Annotated in this window: 16 protein-coding genes and 1 other RNA gene; 8 read left to right on the top strand and 9 right to left on the bottom strand. The window is 60.0% G+C overall.

The annotated features are described in order from the left end of the window. Positions 1–142: 142 nt before the first annotated feature. The 3 genes from ACE03M_RS01890 to ACE03M_RS01880 all read right to left on the bottom strand — a co-directional run bounded on the left by ACE03M_RS01890 (position 143) and on the right by ACE03M_RS01880 (position 4,079). Complete coding sequence (locus ACE03M_RS01890; RefSeq protein ID WP_485932457.1) at positions 143–1,129, bottom strand: DUF2804 domain-containing protein; 987 nt, start codon at positions 1,127–1,129, stop codon at positions 143–145. Between the two features lie 124 nt (positions 1,130–1,253). Then, positions 1,254–2,642 carry an MFS transporter gene (locus tag ACE03M_RS01885; RefSeq protein WP_143923460.1) on the bottom strand — a complete coding sequence of 463 codons (1,389 nt, stop codon included), beginning with the start codon at positions 2,640–2,642 and terminating at the stop codon, positions 1,254–1,256. 345 nt (positions 2,643–2,987) lie between these two features. Further along, the gene (locus ACE03M_RS01880) at positions 2,988–4,079 is read right to left on the bottom strand and encodes a LacI family DNA-binding transcriptional regulator (RefSeq protein ID WP_485932454.1); all 1,092 of its coding nucleotides are present in this window, start codon (positions 4,077–4,079) and stop codon (positions 2,988–2,990) included. A 249-nt stretch (positions 4,080–4,328) separates the two neighbouring features. On the opposite strand from ACE03M_RS01880, the gene ftsE reads away from it, so the two are divergent. The 6 genes from ftsE to ACE03M_RS01850 all read left to right on the top strand — a co-directional run bounded on the left by ftsE (position 4,329) and on the right by ACE03M_RS01850 (position 9,663). Next, positions 4,329–5,018 (top strand): cell division ATP-binding protein FtsE, encoded by a 690-nt coding sequence (ftsE, locus tag ACE03M_RS01875; RefSeq protein ID WP_143923458.1) that lies wholly within the window; start codon positions 4,329–4,331, stop codon positions 5,016–5,018. Next, the gene (gene ftsX / locus ACE03M_RS01870) at positions 5,015–5,929 is read left to right on the top strand and encodes a permease-like cell division protein FtsX (protein ID WP_485932452.1); all 915 of its coding nucleotides are present in this window, start codon (positions 5,015–5,017) and stop codon (positions 5,927–5,929) included. Before ftsE ends, ftsX begins: the two co-directional genes overlap by 4 nt. A 1-nt stretch (position 5,930) precedes the next feature. Next, on the top strand, positions 5,931–7,160 hold the full coding sequence (locus ACE03M_RS01865) for a peptidoglycan DD-metalloendopeptidase family protein (protein ID WP_485932450.1): 1,230 nt from the start codon (positions 5,931–5,933) through the stop codon (positions 7,158–7,160). A gap of 181 nt (positions 7,161–7,341) precedes the next feature. Continuing rightward, a complete protein-coding gene (gene smpB / locus ACE03M_RS01860) occupies positions 7,342–7,812 on the top strand; it encodes an SsrA-binding protein SmpB (protein WP_198396913.1) in 471 nt (156 codons plus the stop codon). Positions 7,813–7,952: 140 nt separating this feature from the next. Beyond that, positions 7,953–8,329, top strand: a transfer-messenger RNA (tmRNA) gene (gene ssrA / locus ACE03M_RS01855). A gap of 179 nt (positions 8,330–8,508) precedes the next feature. Continuing rightward, positions 8,509–9,663, top strand: coding sequence for a tyrosine-type recombinase/integrase (locus ACE03M_RS01850; protein ID WP_485932447.1), 1,155 nt, complete (start codon positions 8,509–8,511; stop codon positions 9,661–9,663). A gap of 76 nt (positions 9,664–9,739) precedes the next feature. On the opposite strand, the gene ACE03M_RS01845 is transcribed toward ACE03M_RS01850, so the two are convergent. The 3 genes from ACE03M_RS01845 to ACE03M_RS01835 form a co-directional block, all read right to left on the bottom strand. After that, positions 9,740–11,293: a reverse transcriptase domain-containing protein gene (locus ACE03M_RS01845; RefSeq protein WP_485932445.1), complete on the bottom strand. Its 1,554-nt coding sequence runs from the start codon at positions 11,291–11,293 to the stop codon at positions 9,740–9,742. Between the two features lie 291 nt (positions 11,294–11,584). After that, positions 11,585–11,803 (bottom strand): hypothetical protein, encoded by a 219-nt coding sequence (locus ACE03M_RS01840; protein WP_485932443.1) that lies wholly within the window; start codon positions 11,801–11,803, stop codon positions 11,585–11,587. Positions 11,804–12,108: 305 nt separating this feature from the next. Next, positions 12,109–12,732, bottom strand: coding sequence for a hypothetical protein (locus tag ACE03M_RS01835; RefSeq protein WP_485932441.1), 624 nt, complete (start codon positions 12,730–12,732; stop codon positions 12,109–12,111). 177 nt (positions 12,733–12,909) lie between these two features. Here ACE03M_RS01835 and ACE03M_RS01830 point away from each other — a divergent pair, with 177 nt between their 5' ends. Beyond that, a complete protein-coding gene (locus tag ACE03M_RS01830; protein ID WP_485932439.1) occupies positions 12,910–13,197 on the top strand; it encodes a helix-turn-helix domain-containing protein in 288 nt (95 codons plus the stop codon). Between the two features lie 887 nt (positions 13,198–14,084). Then, positions 14,085–15,104 carry a DUF6414 family protein gene (locus tag ACE03M_RS01825; RefSeq protein WP_485932437.1) on the top strand — a complete coding sequence of 340 codons (1,020 nt, stop codon included), beginning with the start codon at positions 14,085–14,087 and terminating at the stop codon, positions 15,102–15,104. An 817-nt stretch (positions 15,105–15,921) separates the two neighbouring features. Here ACE03M_RS01825 and ACE03M_RS01820 read toward each other — a convergent pair. The 3 genes from ACE03M_RS01820 to ACE03M_RS01810 form a co-directional block, all read right to left on the bottom strand. Next, positions 15,922–16,179, bottom strand: coding sequence for a hypothetical protein (locus tag ACE03M_RS01820; RefSeq protein ID WP_485932435.1), 258 nt, complete (start codon positions 16,177–16,179; stop codon positions 15,922–15,924). A gap of 17 nt (positions 16,180–16,196) precedes the next feature. Then, positions 16,197–16,754 (bottom strand): DNA-binding protein, encoded by a 558-nt coding sequence (locus ACE03M_RS01815; protein WP_485932433.1) that lies wholly within the window; start codon positions 16,752–16,754, stop codon positions 16,197–16,199. A gap of 192 nt (positions 16,755–16,946) precedes the next feature. Beyond that, positions 16,947–18,233 carry a hypothetical protein gene (locus ACE03M_RS01810; RefSeq protein WP_485932431.1) on the bottom strand — a complete coding sequence of 429 codons (1,287 nt, stop codon included), beginning with the start codon at positions 18,231–18,233 and terminating at the stop codon, positions 16,947–16,949. Positions 18,234–18,505 lie beyond the last annotated feature (272 nt).

Genomic DNA, 18,505 nt, shown 5'->3' with positions numbered 1-18,505 from the left:
CCCCCCCCCCCCCCCCCCCCCCCCCCCCCCCCCCCCCCCCCCCCCCCCCCCCCCCCCCCCCCCCCCCCCCCCCCCCCCCCCCCCCCCCCCCCCCCCCCCCCCCCCCCCCCCCCCCACACTCATCTGCCCGGGATGGGCAGCTTCACCAGCGGCGGTGAACTTCTTCAGCCCAGCCGAAGACCTTCTCAACCGGGTACGCACGACCGCTGAGTGACCATACCGTGCCAGAGAAGTAGCCGAAGGCCTGATCCTCTCGGCTGCTGACGACCTTCTTGTCGAATTCGGAATGGCGATGATATTCGGGGGTGAACTGCAGGTCGACTCGTTCGCCCTTGATCGTCCAGGGGGCCATCCAATTCTCGGTGTCATACGTCCACTCGAGCTCTTCGCTGATCTTCTCGATCTGACCGCCCAGGCGCAGCGCATTCTCTGTCGATGGGGTTCCTGCAGTCCACTTGGCACCGAACTGCAGGCCGATTTCCTCACCGTTCGTCATACCGCTGCCTGAGGCCCAGTTCCATAGGGTTTCGTATGGCCATTTCCCGCGCCCGTGGTCCATGGTCGCCGTCGTCGTCTTCTCATCCAGCAGGTAGGTGACACCATTGGCTCGAACACGTCCGCTCGCGGTCAGGCAATTGTCCTTGCGGGTGTACTGGAAACGCCGTTTGCTCCACGGAACCAGGACGCCCATCGACTGATGATCATCTGGAATGCTCACTTCCACCTCGGCGTTCACATGTGCTGTCGCGACGTTGATTATCATCGCCTGATCACCGGGCGTGACCGAGATGTCGATGTCCTTCTTGCCGGAGTGGATCGGCTGAGTGCCCCATGGTGCACGTGAGGTCGGATTGGACCTGAACCAGTCCATGCTGCCTGCTGTCGTCTCCGTCTGTGTTGTTCTGTCGAGGAAGAACAGGGACGTAGCGGACTTGTAGTCTGTATCCGAAATGGAGAAGGCGAGGATCATCTCCGGCGATACGATGCACCAGTAGTCGAATCTCTTCCGACGGCCCCAGCCCTTGAGGTTAGCCCTGTGCAGCGGGAACCGACTCCATCCGACGGCCGTTTCGTTGAGTGTGCCGTCACTGAGGCACATGTCGACGGGCTCGTGCAGTTCTTTCTCCATGTGTATCCCTTGCTCTGGTTCAATCGTGGTGCGGTGCGTGTGGTTCGACTGGGGGTCGTGGCTCGACTCGGGGCTGTTGCAGACAGCGCTCTGGTGCAGGCAGGGAGGTCTCGAAGGTCGAGTATCAGGCCTTCGCGCTCTTCATCTCCTGGAGCTCCTTGAGGATCTGCGGATACTGTTTGTCGAGCTTGAAGAAGTAGAGGAGCACTGCCATGAGAATGCTGACGAGCGACGGCACCCAGATGAAGAGATTCGAGATCATCGTCACCGATTCCGCAGACTGTGTTGCCTGGTCTCCTGCATACCCACTTGCCGCGAGTCCCCAGCCGATGAGGGCGCTTCCCAGGCCGGTGCCGACCTTGATCCCCATGCTCGCCCCGCTGTAGATAAGCCCTTCGATGCGGACGCCTGTCTTCCATTCGCCGTATTCCATGGTGTCGGCGAGCATGGCGAAGATGACGCCCATGATCGCGGCTTTGCCGATTCCCCGGACGACCTGTCCGATGACGACGACGGCAGTGCTGTCGGGTACTAAGAAGATGATCAGGGACCCGACGACGGCGATCAGGCAGCCGACGATCGCGGTGTTGCGCTTGCCGAATCGACGAGTGATGGGCACGACGATGAGCATGCCGCCCAAAGTGGCAAGGGTGAGCGCAGTGGCGACAAGCCCGACCAGCGCAGGCGATCCGAGTACATACTCGGAGTAGTAGATCGCGACTCCGGCGGTGATCGCATTGTAGATGTACATCAGCAGCAGGACGAGGGTCGCGATGAACCAGTATTTGTTGCGCACCAGCGAGATCAGACTGGCTTTGACGGTTGGGCGGTCCTTGTCCTGTTTGGTGCCGACAGGATCCGTGCGTTCCTTCGTGGACCAGAACGTGAAGAAATACGTGGCCGCGGCGATGAGCCCGAAGAGGATGAATGCGTAGATCCAGCCGGACTGGCCTCCGCCGAAGAAGTCGACGATCGGCAGCGTGATGTTCGTGATTGCGATGATGGCGACATAGGCGCCGACCATCTTCGCTACGTTGAGCACCGAGCGCTGGTGCTGGTCGTAGGTCATCAGCGCGCCAAGCGTGCCGTGGGGGATCTCCACAGCTGTGTAGACGAGGAGTGCAATGTTGTAGGTGATGATGATGTAGATGATCTGGGTGGTTGTGCTGGCGTCGGGGACCGCGAAGAGTGCCGTGGCGACGACTGCAAATGGCAGTGCCATCCATAGGAGCCACGGTCGAGCCTTGCCGAAGCGAGTGCGCGTTTTGTCGAGGACGACGCCCATCACCACATCACTCGCCCCGTCGACGAGTCGAGAGAAGAGGAAGATGGTGCCGATCAGCCCCGCGGCGACGCCGACGACGTCGGTGTAGAAATACACGAGGAAGGTTGAAATCCCGGTCCAGACGACGTTATTGGCTCCACCGGCCATTCCATAGCCGAGTTTCTCGACGAAGCCAGGCTTCTCGAGATCGCGCTGCTTGATCGGGTTGGCGGTGCTGTTCACAGGCATGAGCTTCCTTGGTCATTCCGGGCATCAGAAGGCTCTGACTTCTGACGCGCTGTTCGGCGGGGGTGCCGTTCACTTTCCACACGAGGCGATTCACTGTTGTGAAGCCAGGCGTGCAGATTTGAGCACAGCCGGAGAGGCGATGGGCCCCAACAAAGGTGCTCTGTATGAAGATCTAAGCAGACCAACGCGCGTATTGCAACGTGGAAATAAATGGGCAGAAGTATCGAAGATGGGGAGAGCTGCTGCTGACGAACGGTGTCAGTGAGGTCGCGAAATCAGTCACTATCAGACGGGCAGAGCCGATCCGTGTGAGAAGCACAGGGTCCCGATCTGGGGCGTGAGTGCTTAGCTCGCAGCGCCCGCTGTCGATTCGCGGATCATCAGGCGGTGAGGTGCTACGCGGCCGACCGGAGCTACCGAGGAGCCCTGGATGCGCTTATGCACTGCTTCAACGGCGAACCGCGCGATTGCATTCATGTCGGGCGCAACTGTCGTGAGCGTTGGGGCGGAATATCCGCCTTCCGGGGTGTTGTCCCAGCCGGTGACAGCGATGTCGCTCGGTACCTTCACATCGGCTTCCCTGAGCGCACGAAGCAGGCCGATGGCCAGAAGATCGTTCGCGCATACAACTGCATCGATCTGAGTTGTCTGGTGCAGGAGCAGAATCTGCTGAGCACGGGAGTAGCCCTCCTCGCGGGAGTAGTCGCTTTCTGCGCCGACTGCTTCGGCCAGATCGGCCTGTGGAGCGGCGCCGATGATCAGCTCTGGGTTCTCGTCTATGTCAGCGGTGGCGAGGGCACGGCGGTAGCCTTCGAATCGCAGATCTCCGGTGCCGAGGGTACCTTCGGTGAGGTAGCCGAGGAAGGCGATTCGGCGGTGCCCGAGTGAAATGAGGTGTTCGGTCGCTTCGCGGGTCGATTCGACATTGTCGGCGGTGACATGGTCGATTCTGGGATCGAGCGTGTGCTCCCCGAGCAAGACGAGCGGTGTGTCGTCGCGCGCAGCCAGAATTGAGTCGACAGGCAGCGTCAGGGGGCTGAAGATGATGCCGTCCGTCTGGATGCTCTGGTAACCGCGAGCAACCTGTTCTTCCTTGTCAGGCAGGCCGCGTGTCTCGTCGATCAATACTGTGTATTCATATGCCTTGGCCGCCTCAACGACGGCGTGTGCCAGGCTGGCGAAATAGGGGTGGTCGATGTACGGGATTGCGAGTGTGATGACATCGCTGCGCCCACTGCGCAATTGCCGAGCCGCCATCTGGGGTTTGTATCCCAGTTCGGCAATCGCATCCTCAACCTTTGCCTTAGTTTCCGGCCGCAGGTAGCGATGTCCGTGGATGACGTTGGAGACGGTGCGCCATGAGACTCCGGCCAGGGCGGCGACGTCCTTGATGCTGGGGCGGGGCTTGCCTCGTCTAGTCCCGGCCTCGTCTGTCATATAACCACTTCTCCGTGTCTGTTCCTCAAGCCATCATAATTCCACAGAACTCAGGCAAGCGGAAAACATGGGGCCTCCGAAGGGGTGGGCGGCAGGTCTGGATGACACAGTGTCCAGCAGATGCACCGCCTCGGCGGCTGTGAACTTCCTCCAATGCGCAACACACGCCCTTAAGCCTCCCGGAACATGATGGAGCTGTTACGTACAGTGGAAGCGGCCGAGCCATCCGCGACATGATTGAAGACCCTCTTGATCAAATTCGACTCAGTTTCGAAGTCCTACGACGCACGCTCCCGCAGAGCACTCGACGACATCTCGTTCGAGGCCGAGCGTGGAGAATTCGTGTTCCTCGTCGGTGCTTCGGGCTCGGGTAAGTCCACGGTCATCCGCCTCATCCTGCGCGAAGAGGTCCCCAGCACCGGGCGCATCCACATCGCCGGAAAGTCGGTCGTGAAGATGCCCAGCTGGAAGGTGCCCTACCTGCGGCGGGGGATCGGCACAGTCTTCCAGGACTTCCGCCTGCTGCCGAACAAGACCGTCTTCGCCAACGTCGCCTTCGCCCTCCAGGTCATCGGCAAGTCTCGGGCGTCAATGTCGACCCTGGTCCCCGATGTGCTCGAGACCGTTGGACTGGCTGGCAAAGAGAAGCGCTACCCCAACGAACTCTCCGGCGGTGAGCAGCAGCGCGTGGCCATTGCCCGTGCCGTCGTCAACAAGCCGGGTATCCTGCTCGCCGATGAGCCCACAGGCAACCTCGACCCGACCACCAGCGCCGACATCATGTCGGTGCTTGAGAAGATCAACCGCAACGGCACCACAGTGCTCATGGCCACTCACGACGGAGAGATCGTCAACCGGATGCGAAAACGAGTCATCGAACTCTCCGAGGGGACAATCGTCCGCGACGTCGAAGAGGGCACGTACGGAGTCGCCTCATGAGGGCCGGATTCATCCTCTCCGAGGTCTGGTCAGGGCTGCGCAAGAACGTGTCCATGGTCCTGTCCGTGGTGCTCGTGACCTTTGTGTCCCTGCTCTTCGTCGGCGCCGCGATCTTGCTGCAGATGCAGGTGGGGCAGATGAAGGACTACTGGTACGACCGCGTCCAGGTCTCCGTCTTCCTGTGCCCACCCGACTCCGAAGCCACCAACTGCGTCGAAGGTGAAGTCACCGATACGCAGAAGAAGAACATCGAAGATCAGCTCAACAGCTCAGAGCTTGCCCCCTACGTCGACGAGGTCTACTTCGAAGACAAGGGTGAGGCCTTCGAACACTTCCAGGACCAGTTCAAGGGAACCAGCCTCGAAGGCACCGTTCCCGAAGACGAGATGAACGAGTCGTTCAGGGTCAAACTCCAGGACGCCGAGAAGTACGACATCATCAAAGAATCGTTCTCCTCGACCCAGGGCGTCGAGGAGGTCGTTGACCAGAACCAGCTCCTCGATCGCCTGTTCAGCGTCCTCAATATCGCCACCGTCGTCGCGGTCGCGATTGCCGGAATCATGCTGCTGTGCGCCATGCTGCTCATCGCCACGACCATCCGACTCTCCGCGTTCTCAAGGAGGCGCGAGACCGGAATCATGCGCCTGGTGGGTGCGTCGAACACATTCATCCAGCTCCCGTTCCTGCTCGAAGGTGTCATCGCCTCGGCGATCGGTGCGACCCTGTCCGCCGGTGCGCTGGGGCTCCTCGTCCACTTCGGCGTCAGCGGCTGGCTGGAAGGGCAGGCGACGGGCTTCAGTCTGATCTCCGGAGTCAACGTCCTCATCGTTGCCCCGATTCTCATTGCCATCGGTGTGATCATGGCCGGTGCGTCATCCCTGATCACTTTGAATAAGTACACGAAGGTCTGACATGAAACGCAGACTCGGCTTAGCGGTGACGGCAGCGGTGCTGGCTGTCATCCTGCCCGTGAGCGCGGCGGGGGCCGATCCCCGCGATGACAAGAGCAAGGTCGATGACCGGGTCAAGGAGCTCCAGCAGGAGTTCGAGGGACTTGACGAGGACCTGGCCCGAGTCATCGCCGAACGCGACGCGGCGGAAGAGAAGCTGCCCGACGCTGAGGCCGCGTCGAAGAAGGCCGACGATGCTCTAGGTGAGGCCATTGAGACGGATGACGCCATGGCTGCTCGACTCACCTCGGCGGAGAATGCGCAGTCGGATCTCAAGACCTCGATCAAGGACGGCGCGGAGGAGATCGACAAGCACAGGACCTCGGCCGCGCGCATCGGCCGTCAGGCATATCAGAACTCGGGCATCACCTCTGACCTGGCGATGCTGCTGCAGATGGCCGAGGGGACAAGCGCCGACGGTGGAATCGGGCGCGTGGACTCCGCCGTCCGATCACAGCAGCGCACGATCGACAACCTCTCCGAGCAGCGAGCGGTCAACAAGAACAACGAAGAGCGCCTCTCGGGTGTCACCGATGAGATTTCGGACCTCAAAGACGAAGCCGCCGAGGCGGTGCTGGCCAAAGAGGCCGCACAGATCGACGCGAAGAAGAAGTCCGACAGTCTCAACGACATCATCTCCGCGAAGGACGATGCGGAGAAGACGATCTCTGACAACAAAGCCACGACCGAGGAACAGCTGCAGAAGGAACAGGACGAGCAGGACCGGCTGGCGAAGAAGGTTCGCGAGTGGGAGAAGGAGCAGGAGAAGAAGGGCAAGTTCGTCTATGGCGACGGAATGCTGGCCAATCCGGCCGAGGGCTATCCCATCACCTCGCCTTTCGGCTACCGCATCCACCCGATCACCGGTGCGAAGAAGCTGCACTCGGGCACCGACTTCGGCGTCCCCTGCGGCACCCCGATCAAGGCCGCCGGCGACGGCATCGTCGTAACCTCGGGGTGGACAGGCGGCTACGGCAACCGCGTCGTCATCTCCCACGGAAAGATCAAGGGCGACTCGATCGCCTCGACGTACAACCACAACACGGACCTCAAGGTCCACGATGGGCAGAAGGTGAAGAAGGGCCAGGTCATCTCGGATTCGGGTACGACCGGCGCATCCACGGGCTGCCACCTGCACTTCGAGGTCATGAAGAACGGCGGATACGTCGATCCGATGCCCTACATCTCCTGACCCCAGCCGATTGAGCGCGGCCTCGCCGAGGCGACCCTTCGGCAGTCGGCACCATGGCCTTTCGTACGCGATATCATTGAGATAGAATAGTCGGTCTGCGTGTCTACGCGGTTGAGCAGTCTCCTGGGACTGATAGCCGCGGCCGGACACACTGATCCGAGACAGAGGAAGGAGGCCGGTCATGCCGAAGGAAACTGGCAAGAAAGTCATCGCGAGGAACCGCAAGGCGCGCCACGACTATCTCATCGAAGATACGTGGGAGGCCGGTCTCGTGCTGAGCGGAACCGAAGTGAAGTCACTGCGAGAGGGCAGGGCGTCGCTGACCGACGGGTTTGCGCTGATCTTCCAGAACGAAGCGTGGCTTGAGGGCGTCTACATTCCCGAGTACGCACAGGGGACATGGACGAACCACACTGCTCGCCGACGTCGGAAGCTGCTGTTGCACCGCGAGGAGATTCTCCGGCTGTCGCAGAAGGTCAAGGAGTCCGGGCGCACCCTCATTCCGCTGGAGCTGTACTTCGACGGATCGCGAGTCAAGGTCGAGATCGCGTTGGCCAAGGGCAAGCGCGAATGGGACAAGCGTCAGGCCCTGCGTGAAGCGCAGGACAAGCGTGAGGCTGAGCGGGCGATCAAGTCCAAGCAGTTCCTCTGACACCGAAGATCTGACTGAATTCCCGTCCTCGGGAATGCAATTGGGTCGTGTGGTGTTGTGGGAGTATGCTGGTTATTCTGGTCGGCGCGTGAGCCTGTTTGCGCAGGTGGATGAGCTGGGCAGATTTGGTAAAAGAATATGGGGATGATCGGTTTCGACGTCGGACACTGCGACGGGAGAAGCGGGCCGAGAATGTAGAGTCATCTCGTTAATGTCCTCTGCAAAACAATAGGTGCTAAGTCTAATAACCGCACCGATTTCGCCCTCGCTGCCTGATTAGGCCGAGCTGCGAATCCGTCAGTCTAGAGTTGCTTCCACTCTAGGTCCTGGCGTCGCTTAGGGAGCCACTGCTTCAGATATTTGTTGAGGGTATCTGAGGGACTTTTACTCAACTCCGTTCGTTGGTCCACATGTTCGTGTGAGGGCCAGAACCTAAGAAACTACTTCACGAACTGCGCCCGGAGAAGTCCTGACAATCTGCCGACGGACGCGGGTTCGATTCCCGCCATCTCCACTGTTCGATTAGACTAGACCCCGTCAGGCCTTGTGCCTGGCGGGGTCTTTTCTCTGTGTACGCGCAGATGTGCCGAGAACTCGGTTTGGGTTCTCAACCTCAACTATGCCAACGTAGTTCGATTATTGCCGGTATCCTCCGGACCGCTTGCGGACCGTCTGAGGACCGGCGGAGGTGAGCACATGTCTGCACGATCATTTGGAAGCATCACGGGCGAGTCCGGACGATACCGGGCGAGGTACACCGGTCCGGATGGAAAGCGGTACTCGGCGGGTCGATTCGCGAGCCGACGAGCGGCACAGCGAGAGCTGAATAGAATTGAGGACCGGATTGACGCCCGCACATGGCTTAGCCCTGCCGAGGAACGTCGAGATGCCGCCGGGCGGCGAGCTGAAGAGGAACGTCGCTCGGTCACGGTGGCGGAATGGGCTGAACGCTGGCTTGCTGCGGGGTCTCGGCGCTGGGCACCTCGAACGCTCCGTGACCATCGCGCTCGTCTCCGGCGACACATCCTGCCCGCCTTTGGAGACCGGCCGCTTGGCGGAATCACCGCCGACGATGTTGATCACTGGTACGAACGGCTCTCTGACTCGACGACGGCAGGTGTGCCGAGGCCGGTCTACATGACCTTGCGAGCCATGTACGCCGCTGCGGTGAAGGCTCGTGTCTGCGTTGCCACTCCTGTCCAGGTGCAAGGAGCTGATAGGCACCGTCCGGTACGTGTCGAAGCGCGAGTGCTCACACGATCAGAGGCGGAGCACCTAGCTGCGTCGATGCCGACGCGGCTGCGCCTCGCCGTGTGGGTGGGGCTTTGGTGCGGGCTACGCCGCGCCGAGATCGTTGGCCTTCAAGTGGGTGATTTCGACTTGGATGCCAGGCTGCTGCATGTGAGGAGGCAGGTCGTTACGGAGGAAGAGCGAACTGCGCCGCGAGGGCCGGGGGAGCGGCGGTCGATGACTTTCGCGCTGCCTAAGTACGGTTCAGTTCGCACAGTCGGCCTGCCCACATTCATGGTGGCCATCCTGCGCGAGCACATGGCCGAGTTCGCGGACGGGGCGACCGCAGACAGCCCCATGTTCCCTGGCCGGTGCGCCACTGGGACCATCCATCCGAACAGCCTCGGAGATGCGTTTGCCAGTGCAGCGAGCGACGCCGAGATGACGGGATTCACTCCGCATAGCATGCGCCACACGGCTCTGACCTGGGCCGCGCACGCCGGAGCCACCACGCGAGAGTTGATGGACATCGCCGGACACCGTTCACCCGACATCGCGATGCGCTACCAGCACAGCACAGGTGAAAGGCAACGTGCCATCGCCGACCGAATGGCCTGTTAGTAAGTGTTTTGCCAGCCACGAAAACGGAGCTGATCCGGTTCCGGGGCTGGCAATGCGCCATAATATGCGCACCTCACTAAGTTAAATCCGGGCCTATAGAATACTGGTACTGTTCGGTACCGACGCCCCGGCCAATTATATTAGCGCCGTATGCTTCTGCGGATCTATTCAGGATCGAAAGGAATCGTTTTATGGAGGGGATTCTAAGATCGACCACGTCACCTCGTGTTGTTGTTCCCATTGCTCCAACTAGCTTTTTCTTGGATAGGCCATGTGGGTGAGGGTGGCGGTTAATTCCTAAATCAGTTAGCAACTCCGAACGCTTCTTTAGCGCCTGATGTAGAGTGCCAGACAGCCATCCATCGAGCGCTATCATTTGTGATTGATCAGTCGCCAATGGGAAGTAAGAAAGCACGCCCGGAAATCGGACACGCTTGACCGAACCCCGTTCAAGTTCTCGAACCTTGTTCTCCGAGTAATTCCCGTACAGGTAGCGTCGAATTTGCATCAATAGGACGATATAGTCTCTGTCGATAGGCGGAGAAACTCGGTCTGGTTTAAAAGTGCCTTGCTGTAGAGGCTGGAGTAAGTTGGACCACACTAGATCTTGGATGCGTTTCTTGATTCTCCCTTCAACCGAGCTGTTCAGTCCGATCGATCCCCGGAAAAACCGATAGCCGACGAAGTCTATAGTGTCGGTACTTCGGATCTCAGACGTCTCTCCTGCAGGCACAAAGAGTCGAATTCCTTTGGATTTTTTTCGGTTCAGCTGGGCTCCGAGCAAAGTGCTTTCGCTCTTCAGGATGTTGACCGCTGCGCTTATTTGGCCGTAGTTACGCGACCAGATGAGTGTGTCGTCAGCATACCGCGCAAAACTAACGCCGATCCTCTCAAGGTATCTGTCAATGCGCCAGGCAGCGGCATTAGCAAGAAACAAGGACAGCGACGTACCTTGGGGTATTCCAACTGTTCGGTTTTCTGATCCTACTGTCGTATTGTAGTCAATTTCATTTACTAAATGTGCTGCAAGGAAGGAATCTATAACGCGATTCTCGTGCTTGGTTACGAGAAAATGATTCTCTTTGAGAGTAGATCGTATATATGAGTGGCTGATCGAGTCGAAGTAGTTCGAGAAATCGTACTCCGCAATATACAGTCGATCGTTCGTTTGAAATTCACTTGCAATGTACTGGATTGCATCGTGAGCGGATAGATCGTCCCGGTAGGCGTAGGACCGAGCGCTAAGCAACGATCTGTTCTTAATGGATAATGACTTGAAGACTTCGCGCGAGACTACCGAATCTACGATTTGAAAAATCGAGACAGTTCTAGTTCCTCCGCCTGCTTTCGGTACCTCGTGGGCAACCGGGGGGCGTGGAGAGTAGTCGCCGAGCTTCAGGGCTCGATTGACCGCGTATGTTATTGAGCTAGCATTCGAACGAACGTAGTAGGGGTCGAATCCTCTGCTGACGCTCCAGTAACTAGGGCGCCGAATGCGTCCGACGGATGGGTGCGTTCCTCTTCGCCTGCGTCTGACATCTTCTTTGCGGAGTTCTCTCATGTAGCGTTCATGCTTCTTAATGAGTTTCTGGCATTCAGAAATCAAGTGGTCTTCTGTGATCTGAAGCATATTTCCTCCGCAGCGGGGGCGGCTGGGCCGAGGAGAAAGTACGTTCCCACAACCATCTACTTTGGTGTACATGGCCTCAAACGCGTTTCCGCGTGAAAGCTCGGCTCCGAGCCTAACCAGCCCCGCTGGCTGTAAGGAATCCTACCTGAGGCTGTTGACCTCTGGAAACCTTCTCTAGCGCGCCGTTGCTCCTCCGTGCTTCTGGGCGTGTGTTCTCGGTCCTTGTTCTGATAGCCCGGCGGTGTAACGGTGCGGTGTTTTCGTTCTTGAGGTCGCGGGGATACTTGGTGCTCAGTTGTTGGGGGTGCAGTCCACCTGGCCGGGAATCTGGACGCGAGCCTCTCCCTGGTCGCTCTTCGTAGTCGACTGACGCAGACCGGTGCCAAAGGACAACATCCCGGTAGTGGTCCAGTTGACGGGCGAGCCGGTCTGCTGGGCGTTCTCGAAGGGGTGCTCCTCGTCGCCGTTGGCGCTAACCTCCCACGTGAACTCCTCGCCGCTGTCGCCCATCTTGAGGGTGCCGCCAGCAGGGCCACTGCCCTCGTCGGGCTGAGTCGTCGTGAACTCGCTCCCGGTCTCGGACTCGCTGATCGTGGCGGTGATGCTCCGCCCTTCTCACTGCACTTGACGGTGACGGTGTCGGAGCGGTGCTGGTTCCCGATATAGAAAGATGAGTCGCCGTTGGCGACTGAGAAGGAGCCTTCCCACTCGCTCGTACCGCCGCAAGCGGACAGGGCGAGCGCAGTGAGCGCGATTCCAGCGAGGGCGAGTGATCTGAGTTTCATGGGTTCCTCTCGGGTGATTCGCTCGGGCGTTCAGCGGACGGTCGCGCTCTCAGCGTCGGTAACTACGAACAGCTCAAGTTCGGCTGCTGCGATTGCTGCGGGTGGAACGGACCCTTCGGTTGGGCGAACCGTGGTGAGGGCGTGCATCTGCCGGGTGCGTGCTTCCCAGTAGGGGCGGTAGAACTCGGACGCAACCTCCTCCCGTGCGCGCTTCGTGTTCTCTCGGAAGGCGAAGAAAAATACGAGGGGGATGCCAGGGACCACAATGCCGAACAGGCCGAGCACGACTGCGATCATGCCCGCGAACATCATGCTGCCAAGCGCGGTTGCGCCCGCCGGTTGGGTGCTGTCTACCGAGTTCTGCATTGCGTTGAACACGAAGAACAGCAAGATGAACCACAAGATGAAGCTGACGAAGGCGCTGGCGGCGTAGGTCCCGCCGATGATGAGGAAAGCGTTGACGGGCTTCCTCGGCTGCATTGGTCTGGAAGGTGGGCGGTTCTCCAGTTGGCCGGTCATCCTCAGCGATTCGAGGTCGTGCCTGATTTCGGCATTGACCCATTGCGCTTCCTCTGCCGCGATCCGCATGTAGCGCTTGCCCGCGCCAAAGAAGGTCGCGAGCAGGACTCCGCCACCAGCTGCGAGGGGAGCCATCGACGCCATCAGTTGTTCCACTCTAACGATGAGGGTCTTAGCTTCGCCGCGGGAAGAGGGGTTGTCACGCGTGTTGCCATGCCTACTTGTCCTTATTCTGGAAGTGTGATGATGTAGTCCACAATAGGGCACTTTAGGGGACTGTGCACTCCATTGCCCTTCGGCAGAGTTGGGTGCGTGGAGTTTCCAGCTGGGGTGAGTCTTGTTCCACCCCCCGACCTCAGAGCCTTTGGAGTTGCGGTAGCCGCCGCGAGGCGAAGGCGCGGGCTCAGTCTCGACGCGCTCGCAGAGGCCTCAGGAGTCTCCCGGAAGTCACTCATTAACTTGGAGCAGGCGCACAAGGTTGCGCGCCTCGACACGATACATGCCGTTATGCATGCCCTGGAGCTGCCCTTGTCCTCGATCATCGATGAGCTTTGCTCTGACCACGAGCCTCCGGGGACGTGGATTGAGCCAGTCCGCTGACGTAAAAATCGTAGGTCAGTGCGATTCGTGTCTTCGGGTGAGATCCTGGCCGTCCGTTGGTGTGGCCCGGTGCTCGACGCGTTTCCATACGATCTGGAGATCGGAGAGTCATAGTCTTCGTGCGAATCGTTGTTGAAACTGTGTCGACTCGCGTCACGGATGAGTGATTGTCATTAAACCGTGACCATTTATCTCCCGCGTCTTCATGGTCCTTAGGGAGTCGCAGCCGGACACTTGGAGCATGGATGCTTCGATGCTGGACTGGATAACCGCAATAGGTTCAGTCGCTACGGCGGTAGGGACGGGTGCACTTGCGATAGTGGCTCATAGAACGTTGACGAACGCTGGGAGTCAGCTGGAACATCTTAAAGATGACTCGGCGCGCCAAACGCGACCATACGTCTTTCTGGAGATTGTTCCTGGACTTCAAGGTCACGGGGCATGGGACCTTCGAATCAAGAATATGGGTGCCTCTATAGCGCACGACGTGCACATTTCAGTCGGTGAGCTTCGACCCTTGAGCGACGACGATAGGGTTGTTGCTCCGCTCAAGAACTTCCTGGATCGATCAGTCACCCTGCCTCCTTCTGCTGGGATGAGAATCGTCTGGCGAAGAGATGATCGATCACGGGGTTTGTTGGAAGGTGCGCCTTCCTCTGCCGATGTCAGTGTTTCTTATAAGGGTCCGGACGGAAATGAGTATTCGGAAGCGTACGTCCTCAATACCGAAGCGTGGGGTGAAGCGATGCCTGCTCCGCAAGAAGGTAGTAGTCGAAATTCAGGATCTGACAAAGAGGTGGCAAATATCGCTTACGCGCTTCGTTCCCTGAACGTACATATGGGAGAGCTGCGGAGGTAGGTCTCCAAGGCTCGGAAGGAAGGTTTCTGTGAACAACAAGTCGATCGACAACGCGGTAATGCCCACAATCTCGATATATCAGAACTCGGAGCACGTTGCCGGATTACTTCAGCAACTGTTCTCGGCACCGGTTGTTACGGATCTCAGCACTGAAAGTGGAAGAGAAGACAATAGCACGTCAGCAACGAGTGGAGGCGGGGGTGCCGCGGTGGAAGCCGGTTTGAAAGCGCCCGGTGTCGGACATGTGGGGCTTAAAGTTGATGGTGATGTCGCCGCTAACGATCAGTCAGGGTGGGCCGCAAATAGCAAGACGGTTCAAAATTTCAAGTACTCGCAGGCCTATTATCTGTCGCAAGTGCGTAATGAGCTGATTTCTAGGGGATTGCTGAAACCAATAGAAAACGCGAGTGACGCTAGCCAGTTGGCAAGTGGCGACTTCGTCGAATTCAGAGCTTCCTTCAGACCAAACGAGTTGCACGCTCTTTTAGACATAGTGACGCCGAGTCTTGTTGCAGCCATCGTAGAGCATCAGGTTAAAGCTGAAGCGGTCAAGTTATATGATGCATACCCTGGATTCGAGGAGCGGAGGGCGTTTGTCGAAAAGACTGCGGCCAAGGCGGAGATGCGTGCCAGTTTGGCGCGAACGATAGCTGAAGCGGCTCGTGTAGATTTCCGTGCCGAGAAGACGAGGGAGTTCTATGGAGATATCTCGGACGTGACAGCCATTACTATCTGCGATAACGCCCATTTTGTTGTAGACGACGAGGATCGCATTCTAGATGGCGAATTCTCGGTTTTGGGTAAAGTAACGTCCTCACTTCAGGCTGACGTGCCCGTGCTCCATCGAAATAAGCTTCTTCAAAGGATCTCTCCGGATGTCGTCGATGCTGTTTTTTCCTTCGTTCGGGAAAATGCATCTAATCAAGCAACCAGCTTTCCGGCTGTAGATGGCAGTGACGTGGAGTTCGAGAACGTGATAGACCTTGCTCTCCCCTCTCGTATCAGTGGCTCATCTTTCAAAGTCGTCCCAATAGCAGTCTACGTATGAGGGCCGTTCGAAGGTGATCTGTGTGTGGGGGCGTGCGCTCTGCGAGGTCAAATCCTTCACGTAATAGACGAAGTATTCCGTGAGAGCTGCGAGCGGGAACATCGTGGTATTTGGGCAAGCGGGGGTGCAGGGCTTCGCCCGATCGAATCGGTGGGTGCAGGGTTGAAGCCCGCGGAGGTTACGAAGACGGCCCGCGAGGGACAGATGAAGGAGTCGGTTCACTATTGCAGAAGCACCTCAGCCGGAGACAGGACGAGACTACGCGCGATCATGCCATTCCGAACACAACGAGCACCCAGCTCACACAGCGCCCAATGAACACTTCTTCCCTCAACTGCACGCACCTCACCGGCCCACTCGCGCACACGTCACCAGTCCGACCCGCACCGACGAAATCGACGGGACAAGCGAGGTCCGCCAGTGGCCGAGCGCAGCATCCACGACCGGGAACGACGAGCCTCCGGCAGAACCCACTTACAGAACCACTGTGGTTGCCTGGACGGTGTGGACACTCAGGTCCTCGACCGTCACCGATGCTGTCTATCGGCTTGTCCTCGGTCTCGGCGGTGTCTCCGCGGTTTTCCCGCTGACTTCGCCGTCTCTGGGTGTCCTGGAGACCGTCCAGCGGAGCGTACTGGACGGTCAGGTGGACGGTGCCCTGGTCGGGGCCGCAGGGCTAAGTGCAGGGTAAAAGCCAGGGCTAACTGCAAGCCTTGCCGTACTTGCTTTCCTGCCTGCTACAGTGCGCGGACGCCAAATCTAGGGAGTCGCTGGCGACGACTCTTCCCGCTGTCCAGCGCCTCGGGAACGGTCGCTGTCAGTCCTCCCATTCGAGGCCGTCTTCATCGACGTTTCGCGGGGCCTCGCTGCGGCTCTTCGTTGCGTCGCGGTAGAAACTCTTCCGCACCCCTGCCGGGGTGCTTTGGATGACAACGGCGATGTCCTCATCCGTCATACCTGCGCTCCTCATCAGGTGACGGGCGCGCCTCCGCAGATCGGCGCGCCGCTGAGCCTCAATCCGGCCCGCGCGCGACCACTTCCGCGTCCGATCCTCGGCCTTCTCAGTGATCGGCACTGCCCCACCTCGGGTGCTCACGCCCGGCCCTCTTGAGCGTTCGGGATGCGTTCGATAAGTGCCGTGAGGGTCGCTTCTACTCGCGCGCGCTCAGCCTCCGCCGCTACCGCCCTCGCCTCCGCTTCACGTGCCTCGCGCGATGCCGCGTCTGCCCGATTCTCGGCCTCGTTCGCTGCCTCCCGTGCTGCCGCTAGATCAGCCGCGACGGCATCCCCACTTTCCTCTACTTCGGTCACGGTCGCGGTCAGTGCCTCGACCTCCCCTTGGAGCTGGGAGACCACCGCCGCGAGCCGATCTCGTTCCGGGGAGACGGCCGCGATTGCCGCCCGGTAGGCATCAGACCAGATTGCCGAGAGTCGAGCCGCCACATCTCCCGGAACTGGCGGGACGGGCATCGTCACTGTCTCCGCTTCTGCCTCCTTCCACGCCTTCGCCGTTGTCGCCGCTACGGCCATGCTGACTCCCGCAGTGGCGCGAACCGCGCGCGCTGTGACCGGTTGACCAGTGTCCGCCAGTTCGCGGGCCGCCGCCTCGGCTCGGTCCTCCGGTGTCTGTGCCTCATCCGTGGTGACCATGCCACACACCTCTCAGATCATTACATGGAAACGAATGTTACTGGTTACTACGTTACTGATTTATCCAGAGTTTGGGTAGTGGCTCGTCTGGGCGCACCTCGAACCCGCCCTTGGCGCGGTATGAGCGTCAGAGGCGGGTTCGGGGGCATCCTCGGTGGTCACCGGCTACACCTGAGAGCCAGACGTGGGGGTTCAAGTCTCCCCTCGCAGGTGCGGCTGAGGTCTCGCCGTCGAGGGTGGTGATCGAGCGCACGGGCGCACCTCGACCTTGTGAAGGTCGTTTGCCCAGCTCTGGTGCGGCATGACGCGCTTGCGTTCGTCTGGTGCACACCACTCCGACGAGAGTTCTTCCTGGTCGTGGGCGAGTGCTCGGCAGGCGACTGCGATGGCCACTCTGCGGGCTGGTCCCGATCGAGCGGCACGGCGAAGGCCGTGGGCGCGGTGTGACGCGAGTGCCTCGGCCGCGCGGTGACGCTGGATGACCTGGGCGGGAGCGAGCTGGTCCATCGATGACCAGATGGAGGGTCGCAGGGCCAGCATGGCGGCAACGACTGCGCCCATCTCCGACCTGGCCGCCGTCTCGGGGACGTTGATCTCAGTCGCGAGATGCCGCGCGGCGGCCTGAAGCGACCGGGTCGTGACGAGGCCCGGTGTAACCCCAGACGCGGTGATCGCCGCCTGCGTGGCACTCCAGGCGTGCAGCCAGTCGAGTCCGGAGTTGTCACCCGCCAGCAGCAAATCGGCACCGTGGCGTGCAACGGCCGTCAGGGTCCACGAGTCGTCGGTCTCACGCGGGGGCAGGACGTCATCGTCCTGCCCCATGTAGATTGCCGTGGCTGTGAGGGCAGAGGCATCGCCGGTGTCGAGTGGTCTGACAACCACGTCCGCAGAACTAGTCCGGATGCCGAAGAACGTGGCGATATCGCGCCAGAGAGCGGGAACCTGCTCCGCGATGCCCGTGGCAATTACATCGTGGAGATGAGGCCGGGCGGTCCACGCAGGCGTGCCCGGCTGCGACATCACAACGGTCAACGTTCCGACCTGGCGCGCCCACGGGCCGCGCAGGTATCGGATGGCACGAACTAGGCAGTCGAGTGCGATGAGCGTGATGGCGGTCCACGTCGTGCCCGACCCCGCAGAGAGCGATGGTGAGACGGTGACCGTGGAGAGTTCGACGTGCTCCGTGTCCGCTTCCATCGCCATGATCGCCAGAGACGCCGCCGTATCGCGACGGCGGCGCGGCGCACCGGTTGACCCCGTGACGGGGCTGCGGCGAGAGCGGGATGGATAGGGCGACCACGGGCACGAATCCCAGTACAGGACTCGCGTGCGGTGAATCCTCCGATACCCCCGCACGTAGCGTCGAAGTACGTCCTCGGCAGCAACCGAGAAGCGCATGGCAACGGGTACCCGCTGGGTTGGGCCATTGGCTGGTGTCGCGGGTGACACGGAGCCGGGAGTACCCGTAAACTGGGACATGAGTGAAAATTCCGAGCGGCTCCCGCCAGGCCTGAGAAACCTGGGTCCACGGGGGCCGCTCCTCTTATGCTGGCACGCGAAACCTGGCCTCGCCAGCTTCTAATTCGTCAAGGCGGCTTGGCTTCGGCATGGGAGGTGTGCCAACGTAGTTGCGGTTAAGGGCATTCGCCTGTGGAGATTCCCTCAGATTTGTGAGAACCTGCGTGTCGAGGACTGACGACCCGGACCGAGCATCGGACCAGAATCGGACCGGAGATGCGACTGATGGGGCA

Source organism: Brevibacterium sp. AGC70, assembly GCF_057334195.1.
This window is presented reverse-complemented; position numbering and strand designations above follow the sequence as displayed.